Here is a 10,192-nt window from a genome sequence, read left to right on the forward strand (position 1 = left end):
CCCTTTGTGGTTCCATCCGAAACCCATTGACAATTTCAGGCACAACCAATGCCAACCGAGTTCAGGCTCTCCTTAAACTTCTTCTCTTTACTTTTGGGGATCACGATTTGCTGCTTGCCCAAAGGCTGGCACCATTTGGACAGCACTTTATCATTAATAATAAACTCGACAATCTCCCGGGTTTTGCAGTTTACAATCAGTGCTTCCTCCTTGATCTCCACACCCCCGACATTGGCTGCCGCCTGCTTCAGGATGCTCTCACAATCTTCCGGCAAAAAAGGCTGGTCATCCCGGGCCTGCAGGAAGGCTTTGAGTTCATCGATGCTGCCACCAATTTGCAGCGTTTCCATCATCTTCTTACGGGATAACGTCCAGATATGCTGCTTATGATGATCCGCATAGAGTGACATAAACCGTTGTTCCCAGGGGGTTGGCTCTCGATCAAAGGCAATGCGTCCCTGTCGTTGAATGGCCAGAGGGGTTTCAGTTGACTCGCTGTGGTCTGCCTGATAACTGTCTGTCAGGCCCAGTGCATACTGACCCAATGGTGTCAGACGGAAATATCGCATACCGTCGTAGCGGCTGAGGCACTCCATATCGCCATAGCGGTCAAAAAAGCTTTCATCGGTATTATGGGGAGCCATGACTACATCCACCAGCCCCAGGGTTGCCGCGTACTCCAGCAAGAAGCAGCGCAAATAACGGACTTCCAGATAATCCCAGCTACCGCCATCAAGCTCCCCATCACCCGGATTGTAAATATAGAGATGGTATGGCTCTGTTGTCACGTCCAGATCAGCACCGGTAACGAACAAAAAGTCGGCAAAGTCGGCAAAGTCGATCCAGGCATTGACCTCACACCCCTTCAGGTAAGCCGTAATGACCTCCCTTCTTTTCAGCACATCGGTGAAATAACGCTTCCCCTTGCCATTTTGTCCCTTGATGCGATCAATACGACGAAACTCGTCTTCTTTCTTATTATTCAACCATTGGGTCCACATCTCCCTGATGGTGTCCGCCGGGTTGCGATCGGTCTTTTTGGCCGGAATCAGGGTTGTGCCTGAGCGTTTGGTGAATTTGCTGTTGCCCAGCAGCCTCAGCCAGCCATAAGCCAGCATTGACTCGCAACCTTTCGCCTCATCGCACGGGACGTCGCTGTAGTATTCATGCACGGCGGAAGATACTTTCTTCAGGGTTGCCCCGGTGGCAACCCCCGTTTTCTCACTGACCTTGATTTGCTTATCCTGCAATAGCAGTTGTATTGAATGCAGCTCGCTCAGGGCCAGCCGTTCCCGTTCAAACAGCACATGACTTTCAGGCAGGGGGTCCGGCAAGGCGACAGTTTTCAGCGTATCCGGCCGAGGTTTTGCCATCAGCGGCCTTAGCGCAGCCATAACCTCGTTCGGAATTTTTCGAATGCTGTGCCAATCAGAGCCTACGGTAAAGTAAAAGACCACAACAGCGTCTGTCGGCTCTTTTCGATAGTACCAATAATTACTGCCTTGCGGCTTTTCCGGAAAATCACCGTATTTCAGTTGGAAGCGTTCCCGGTCAATCAATCCGCCATAATTGAACAGCGACTCCTGCAATAATGACATCTCCAGTTCTGACAGTTTCTCCAGGTATGTTTTCAGCATCGTCTGGTCTGTCAGACCTTCGGCGATTGAGTTGACCAGTTCAGCTTTGAGTTTTTTTTTCGACTTGACGCCAAAATAGGTCAGGTACTTGCTTTTCAGGCTATCGACCGTGTCGTTGCTGATAGCTAGTTTAAGATCAGACATAACATTCGATACACTTTAAAAGGCCGTCAAAATTACCGAATCAGGCACCATCCAACTTGCAGCTTGCCCTGCACTTTGATAGCAGGGCATTGCGCGGAACGAGTGAACATCCGATACCGATCATGGGCGGCTATGCCGGAAATGTTCATTGGCCTCATCAAGGTACGCCACCATATCCTGTGACAAATAACCATGATGGCCTTGTTGAAATTCCCTGCAAAAAACGTTCGGGTGATCCTGAAATGGACCAATTAATTCTGACATTCTGGCACCGAGGGGAATTACCAAATCATCCGCCTGATTCAGCACAATAATCCCCACATCTTTATCGAGCAATTCACGCATGGCGGCTTCTGCATCGATATGACCGCCCACCAGCCATCCCACCCAATCGGCCAGTCGAGGGATATCCGGCCGAACAACTCTGGACGTTGTGGTAAAAGAATCATGACTGACCAGCTTTACTCTGGTGATGTCACCTTGATTTTCCTCCGCTGCCAGGTGCCTTGCCAGCGCAACCGTTGCGACCCCACCGCCAAGGGAGGTGCCAACCACTGTGACAAAATCATAATTAGCCAGCGCGCACTCTATGGCGGTCTGACCGTCCTGTACAACAGTTTCGTAAGTTGCCCCCCGTAATGCCTCCTCGTTTAAACCCGTTCCCCTGTAGTCGTAAAGCAGTACCGGGCAGTTTTCTGCTGACTGCAGCTTTCCCGGTGCAAGTCCTGGCTCAAGGTTACCGCCGGGCAGGAGCATCCGGGAAAGAACCGTTGCATTTGGATTGTGGAAAACAATGCAACTGCTTTTATCTTCCGGATTCCAACCGGGAGGATAACAAATGGCGCCTTTGAGCTTGATCGAACCACTGCCAAGGGTAACCGGCACTGTCAAACGGGGACGACGTGAATCCGCCGCCCGCGCCTGACTGAGTGTTTCAGCCAGCTTGTGTGTCTCACTCAGGTCAGGAAAATCTGCCCCCTCCGGTGGGAAATTGCCGGTCCACCATGGTAAGATTTGCGACGGAAGCAGCTCTTGGCCAACCCGTTTCGCAACACCCAGTCGATTTTCAAGCAGCCAACTGACCGAGGAGGTAAAGTTGGCAACCGCTCTTGACAAGAAAGACAGGCTGGCATGTGAGGAATTATTGTCAGCTTGCGGCAAATGTATCTGAGGTTCAACCTGTCGAACAGAACTCGCCCCCATACGGGACTGTTCATCTGTTTTAACAGAGTTGCGGTCTCTCAAACTGCGTTTCGTCTCCTCCGATGGAGGAGTTGAAAACGATGCAGAAAGAGGCCTTGTTCCGGAATTAATACTATTCATAAAAACCACCTGTTGAGAAGTTTAGAGGCTTGTTGAAACTTTAAACAAAACCGCCGCCAATAATCATAGTCGTTAACGGCTTCGCAGCAAGATCAGGCCAGGTGCCCTGATGCCTCAAAATAAAAAACACTCTCGCTCAGCAATAACGTGGCCGATATCATGTTGAAAAGAGAAGACTATGAAAAAGGGAGATAAGCGCCACGGTACCTTTACCCCGGCTTTCAAGGGAAATTACCCGCTGTGCCTGCAAGCCATTGCAGGGCAGAGAATCCAGTGGCAATTCATGGGAGAAAGCACCATGCCTCCCTCAGGACTATTTATGGCCATGAACGACAACAAACTTCTGCAGGAGCAAAAGTACTGGGTCTTTGAAGATGCTATTGAGTTTGAAAGCAATGATTAGAGGGGGACTTTTGTCTACCAGAGCTTATGGTTTAAACGTACACTTTGAGAAAGAAATATTCAGACATCATCCTGCCACTGAATAACAATTTGCCCCCGGCTGACATCGTACAAATGCCGGGCAAAATTGTCTCTTACAGTTTCTGGCACTGAGACAGCAATCGATCAGTGACGCAAGATTCTGCCTGAAAACGTCAGTCTGTTACTTCGCCAAAGGTAAAATAACTTTTCAATATTTCAACCAGATCGATAATACCGTGATCCGCATTGACAATACTGTAGCCGGAGTCAAAGTATTCCGGTCCAACATCTGGCTTGCACCAATGGCACCGTGAATCAAAATCCAGGTACCGCTCTCCCATCTCATCATCGGGAACAATAATACGCATATTATAAACAGCGCCAATCAACACAGGAACAGAGCTGATCAGCATTAAGCCATTACAACTGATGTTCCCGATACTTCCCATAACCCGCATGGTGTTGCGGTTATAAATTTTCAGATAATCCTGCAACTGATGACGCTTAATCGAGCGGCGTTCCTTGCCACTGGGTGTTAACGACATAAATCACGCCTTGTTTGCCTAAACATAGATAACCAGACATTATCTTATGATTACTGTTAATACAGAGCTTAAATACAACACCGGAAATCATTTAAGCTTCATCAATAAAACTCATGAAAACAGATCATTTCAATTTAATGTTTTTTCTACTATCAATTTTACTCTGGGCATCTTCAGCACCCCTTAACAGTGAATTCCGGTATTTTCCATTAGCCCGCAAAAGGTCTTTCTGAATCTGGCCCAGGCACTGACTTAATTGAGGGTCATTACCTTTTCTTAATATTGCCCTGGCTTTTCCTATGGCGTTATTTTCTTTTCTTTTTTGTTCAAGGGAGTCAAAATCTTTCTTGACTTGACCTTCACGGGAAGGCAGAGCAACACCCCATTGCCAATTAATTGGCCTGCCAAGTTTAACCAACTGGATTTTGGTCGGTGCTTTTCCTCCCTCCATGGGATAAAACTTGCTTGCTCTGTCACGGATTTTTTTATAATTATCCATGCTTAACGCCTTCATGCCTCTTCCCAGAATATCGCACATGTTGCCAAATTTCCCGACGTTAGCCAGATCGTATTTAAATGTTATGCCAGACAGTGCAGTGGCCAGATCATGATAGAAAGTCTCCAGCGAACTCTCCCTTTCACTGCAAAAGGTCGACAGCGCTTCTAAATCCCCAGATGCCACTTTGGCAAACTGACTATCGAAAGCCTCTTTTGCGGCAGCCACCTTTTTCCAGTCTCTGGAGTTTGAGAGCAACAGCTTATCTTTACAAACTTTTTCTGGTTTTTCCCCAAAATTGCAAAGCTTACCAAGTTCTTCAAACACCTCATCTGCCTCAGCTTTTAACTGCTTGCAATAGGTCATCAGTGCCGGTGGAACATCATGATTCTCTCCCCGATCCACTGGAGTCATACCGCTTTCCCGAATCTTGGCGATACACTTGCCTATTTCATCATCCATATGCTGACTGTTGGCAAATTGCTCGAGCGATGCGTCTATATCAAACTGATCAACGCTCTGTCTCTCTATTTTCTGTAATTCCTTATGGACCTTTTGTTTCAGCTGAAATTCAAGCTCATCAACATACTTCTGATGGTCATATTCATCCGCACTGCCCGCCGACATCACCACTGGAGCAAGATCGGCCTTTTTAAGCACCTGTTCGGCCTTGGCAATTCGCCAGTTATGGGCACTGGATAAAATCTCATCGGCATCCGCCCGTTTATTCCCTCGTTCAAAGCTTGTCTCACAGGCCTTGACAAACGGTGAGTCTTCCCGACGTGCCATCAGGGTGGCCAACGATTCCAGAAACTGATTCTGCTGATGCCACTGGACTCTTTTGAAATCCGCCAAATCGGTTTTCACCGATTGGGGAAACACATTGCACTCCCAGGATTTGATAAAAGTTTCCAAATCACGTTCAAGGTTAGTGTCATATTGGCCTTGCCCATCCGGAGGCGAAACATGCAGCTTGGCATCAATCACTCGTAACTGCTCAGGACTCACCTTATCTTCTAACCCGGCCATCAGTTTTGCCTTCGCTTCCTGAGTGTTCTTACAGGCTTGCTCACAGGCACTGGCAAGTTCTGGATGCTTCTCATGCAAGGCTTTCATATCAAGCACCACATTTATGCCCTGCTGATTGACATTGTCAGACTTTCGCGTGAAACGACCAATCTCCTGAACAAATATATTACTGCGCCGGTTGTCATCTTCAGCCATACCAAGGTGGATACCTACACTTGCCGCACTTTGGGGACAATCCGTCCCGGTACCCTGCGTCTTGTCAAGGCGAACGTCGTAATCCTCCGGGTTCTTGCGAATCAACGCCTCCAATTCCGGTGAAACCACGGCGTCCGGTTGCTGATATTTTTCCTGTTTCGGATGGTACAAACAGAGCTGTTTCTGATCGTTGTAGTACAAAAGCCCCCGAACCTTGCCGCCCCGTGCTTCTTGCAGGCATTGATAATCTTCCACAACGTGCCTGAACCGGTCTTCGCCATTGTGGTTACCATCAAACAGAATGATCTGTTTATCCTTACCGGAACCCTCCATCACCTGCTCGAGGATGTTAATTCTATTCTCCCGCCTGGATGTTTCACCGGAAAAGACCGGGTTGCTTTTCGTCAGCCAGTTAAAAAGTCTGGCGTGGGTTGTCATGGCGTTCGATTCACATTTTTCCGCCGCCTCTTTAACCGTTGCCGATTTCGTCAACCCAGCCATGGTAAAACCGGTCCCCATGGTGGCTGACAGGCAGACTTTATGCTTACTGCCGCTCAAAAAGGCTGCCTGCAATTCGGCCACTTCCCGTTCATCTAACGGTTTCGCCCCGAGCACACTTTGCGCCCGGCCCACATCTGCGGCCTGCTCCACAAACTCATCATTACTGACTGGTGTAGATGACCGGTCATGCTCATCAAAAACCTTCAGACCGTCGTATAGCAATGAATCCAGAATATCTTCTATCAAGCGAATCTCTTTTTTCAACGTCGCCGGATTTTCTTTACAGTGAGCCTGGTAATCTGCCGCATCAATGGTTTTCAGTTGGTCCCTGAGCGTCATTAATAGCAGGACGTCCGTTGTGGAGATACCCAGCGGGGCTTTCGCGGTCACCTGCGCCTTGATATCCTCCAACACCTCCGGCGACCACCATTTTCCGGGAGTCCCGGAGTTGGGCACATAATCTTTAAAAAGATCCAGCCTGCGGTAAGTTACGCCGGAATCAGCAAAATAACCCGTCAGGGAGTGATCCAGTTCAGCCTGGTTATTGGCTGGCGCAATGATCCGAACAGGATGCCCTTTTCTGCAAGCCTGATCGGCCACAAGAGGAATAATTGTTTTACTTTTGCCGTAACCGGTGCCCAGCTGGAGCACCAATGTATTACCTTTTGATGTTCTGTCGCTCCCCATTTTCTGCACAAAGTCAAATACTTTTTCAGCCATCTTGGGCTGATCGCCACGCAGGACCAGCCCGCCTTGCTCAAATGCAATCATCACCCGGCCTTTTTCATCCAGACCACGACGGTAGTGAGATTCAATTCGTTCTGTCGCTTCTTTTTGCGCACCAGCCAACAGTGCCATATCCAGATTCAATGCCTGACAGGTGCCTTTAAACTCATCATCAGGCATCTGCTGAGTGCCAAAGCGCTCACTCTTGACCACCGCCAGTTTGTCTTTCAGAGCGTCCATACGCCGTCCCATGCCGAGACAGAAATCCCGCTCATTCTTCACCAGCATCAGTTGTACCAGGTCATCACAGAACGAGTCACGATTCCCCCCGACCCATGCTGGCAGACGCCCGTTCTTAAACTGATTAATGGCAAAATCGACCAGTTCATCATCCCGGTAAAAATCCAGCGCTTTATTATCTTCGGTGTTCTTTCTGATGTCCTTGCCCAGCTTTCTGGTCAGGTAGTCCACGCCCTCGCTCAACCGTAACTGCCGGTCCCGATTCACTTTGACCACCTTGTCAAAATTCAACGCAACCTGCTGGATCGAGCCGTCTGACCCTTCCGGTGCGTCCGGTTTAATTTCACAACCGGCAAATACCGACATGTTTTGAAAAGCGCCTGCTTTGAACACCTTGAGGTTTTTCTCACCGAGTTCAATCAGCTCATTACTGCCAAATTTCTTCCGGCACTGCTCATAATAGCCTTTGCCAACCTTATCAAAACTGGTATCTGGCGAGAGGTTTTGATAGCGTTGATCCGCTGATTTCAAGCTGGCATTTTCCAGATGAGTCCCCACCTTTTTTTTGTTTTCCTTTTCATTCTGAAGCAAGGTGTATTGACTCTTCTCGACCTTCCGACCCTCCAGGAGTTTGCTTCGATCCTTGGTACCAATCAAATCCTGTAGATTTTTTTTACTGGACCGTTCTTTCACGTCAATGCGGGTTTGCTCATATAACGAAGCCAGCTTTTTCTGTGCATTGTCGGTTTCATTCCATTGGTCGCGGATCGACTTAACGCCCCCTCTGAGCGCCCTGGCTTTCGCCCGGGCGACCTCTTCTGGCTGGTTATCAAAGAAGGTCTCGCCAGGACCTTTTGCTGCCCGCAGCAAAAACTCGGCATCGACCAATTCATCGTCACTGGCAGCGTCTATAGACCTGGGCTTCAGCTCTCCTTTGCCATCGGGCTCATACAAGAAATACCGGGGCTCCTGAGCCGTAGTCTGCAGAACCAGAATGCCCGTTTTGCCATCATCTGCTTTCACTGGCAACCAATTGCCGGCAAAGGGAATATTGCTTTTCGGGTACTCGTAGAGAAAACGGGGGTGTAATGTGTAATGTCTGTTGCCCAGCATGCCATGCCAGTCACCCGCCCGGTTTTTTTCAAAGACAATGCCTGCCGGCTTGCCACCATCGATCGCTATACTTTCTGCCCCTTCATCCGCTTTGCGGTAGTTGGCATTGGGAACGCCCGCAAAAAACTCACTCAGAGGGCCTTTACCCCTGCCAAGCCTGGTGACCGTAAAAGATCCTTCCGTGGTCGCTGCACCATCTTTTAAGGTTTCATAATCAAAGATGCCTTGTTGGTGAAATGCCTCCATAAACGCCCGTTTCTGGCCAGTTGTTTTCGCAAGCTTCCCGGGAGTGCCCAGCTTTTTCAGTAAATGATCACAACGTTTTTTCAGTTTCTTATATCTGGGCTCACCATCTTTTGCGGTTAATGAGCCTTCGTGCTGATTAGCTGATTCAGCGGCCAGTTTGGAATTGGGCTTTTTCAGATCGATCTGACAGGCTTTCAGAACATCGAACTTACCCGGCATGGGATGCAAGTTGAATTGATCGCGAATATCCAGCAACCCTTTAGTTAATGCGGCATCCAAGTCCTCTACCCCTGCCACGGCGGTATTTTTAACGCCTTCCTGCTTTGCCTTCAGGCTGTTCAACAGCGCCAACAACCTCGGCCTGATGCGGGCATCCCCTATCAGCCTGGAGGCCTGTTTTTCACTGGCTGAAGTACTTGTATCTGACAAGACCTCAGCGTCGGTTTGCGGGTCACCAAATACCTTACCCAGTTCTGCCTCCTGTTGCCGGATAGCTTCCCGGGCAAATCGCTCACCTCTGATACCCAATTTCCCCTGGTGGACACGGGCGGGGATTCTCTGTGGGTCCAGCTGCTGTAACCGCTGGGCATACTGCAGGTAAAGCTTCTGAAGCTGTAGATGATGCCCTTTGCCACCTGGCACTTTAGCAACCTCTGCGTTACATCTTCTGACTAACTCCCCGGATACCCGATCAATGGTTTGACCCGCCAGGTAACTGCACGCCTCTCCGTGATTAGATGCAAATACACTGGCCAGCTCTGGTAATACCTTTTCCATATAGTCATCAGTGTCAGGACAGTTAGCGCTGGTCTTATCAAGGTCTTCAAGCCACTTTTGGACGGCTTTCCCCGTTATTGCCCGGTTTGATTGCTCAATACTCTCTTTTTGCTGCTTCAGGCTTTCTTTGATACTGCTCGCTCTTTCTTCAAGTACTTTGCACTCTTTGGGGCGATTGCCATATTTACTCTTAAACTGATTAACATTCTTATTTATTTCGTTCTCCAAGGTTTGAATTTGCCCGGCAATCGCATTTCGCAAACGGGTATTACTTGGTTCAAGCTTTCTATCCTCTCCTTCCAGCCAGGTAATCTCTTTCTTGGCTATCTCTGCGTCCTTCCAGTTATTAAACTGCTCCACTTTAGCAGCCATACTGTTTACCGCTTTTTGCAGGGCAACGGTGTTCTGATGAACCCCGGAAAGTTGAACCGCTTCCTGGTTAACGGGAACAGTGTTTAAATACTGCTCCAATTCCCCGGGCTCCGGATCCGGTGAGGTTGGCGAAGTCACCTCTGGAAGGTCTGCTGGTGTTCGACTATTGCCTTCTACAGTCACCTCAGAAGTGTTACTGGTTGAGTCAACAGTAACCTGTGGGTCCTGCTTACTGCTGTCAGTAAGCGCCGACGACTGCGGTGCTGGTGTGTTGCCACCGTTCACTCCTGGCGCTACTGACATTAGACTATTTTTGTCGTCAATAATCTCAGGAATCGGACTGGTTGCCTGATCGGTGGTCTCGGGTTTTGCATTGGTTGAAGCATCAGCAAACTGTCGCAGTGGACTGTTACTAACGGTCAACT

5 protein-coding genes are annotated in these 10,192 nt (G+C 48.9%); 1 reads left to right on the plus strand and 4 read right to left on the minus strand.

Translation table 11 applies throughout. From position 1 onward, the window contains the following. Positions 1-35 precede the first annotated feature (35 nt). Both KDK14_RS21375 and KDK14_RS21380 read right to left on the minus strand, forming a co-directional pair. Positions 36-1,781 (minus strand): hypothetical protein, encoded by a 1,746-nt coding sequence (locus tag KDK14_RS21375; protein WP_257267294.1) that lies wholly within the window; start codon positions 1,779-1,781, stop codon positions 36-38. Positions 1,782-1,901: 120 nt separating this feature from the next. Further along, on the minus strand, positions 1,902-3,104 hold the full coding sequence (locus tag KDK14_RS21380; RefSeq protein WP_257267295.1) for an alpha/beta hydrolase: 1,203 nt from the start codon (positions 3,102-3,104) through the stop codon (positions 1,902-1,904). 178 nt (positions 3,105-3,282) lie between these two features. Between KDK14_RS21380 and KDK14_RS21385 the strand changes: the two genes are divergently transcribed. Continuing rightward, a complete protein-coding gene (locus tag KDK14_RS21385) occupies positions 3,283-3,507 on the plus strand; it encodes a hypothetical protein (RefSeq protein ID WP_257267296.1) in 225 nt (74 codons plus the stop codon). A 193-nt stretch (positions 3,508-3,700) separates the two neighbouring features. Here the strand turns inward: KDK14_RS21385 and KDK14_RS21390 are convergent, their stop codons facing one another. Continuing rightward, positions 3,701-4,072 carry a PilZ domain-containing protein gene (locus KDK14_RS21390; RefSeq protein ID WP_257267298.1) on the minus strand — a complete coding sequence of 124 codons (372 nt, stop codon included), beginning with the start codon at positions 4,070-4,072 and terminating at the stop codon, positions 3,701-3,703. Between the two features lie 124 nt (positions 4,073-4,196). Next, on the minus strand, positions 4,197-10,052 hold the full coding sequence (locus KDK14_RS21395) for a hypothetical protein (RefSeq protein ID WP_257267300.1): 5,856 nt from the start codon (positions 10,050-10,052) through the stop codon (positions 4,197-4,199). Between the last annotated feature and the right edge of the window lie 140 nt (positions 10,053-10,192).

It is taken from the genome of Endozoicomonas sp. ONNA2 (genome assembly GCF_024606365.1).
Lineage (GTDB): Bacteria > Pseudomonadota > Gammaproteobacteria > Pseudomonadales > Endozoicomonadaceae > Endozoicomonas.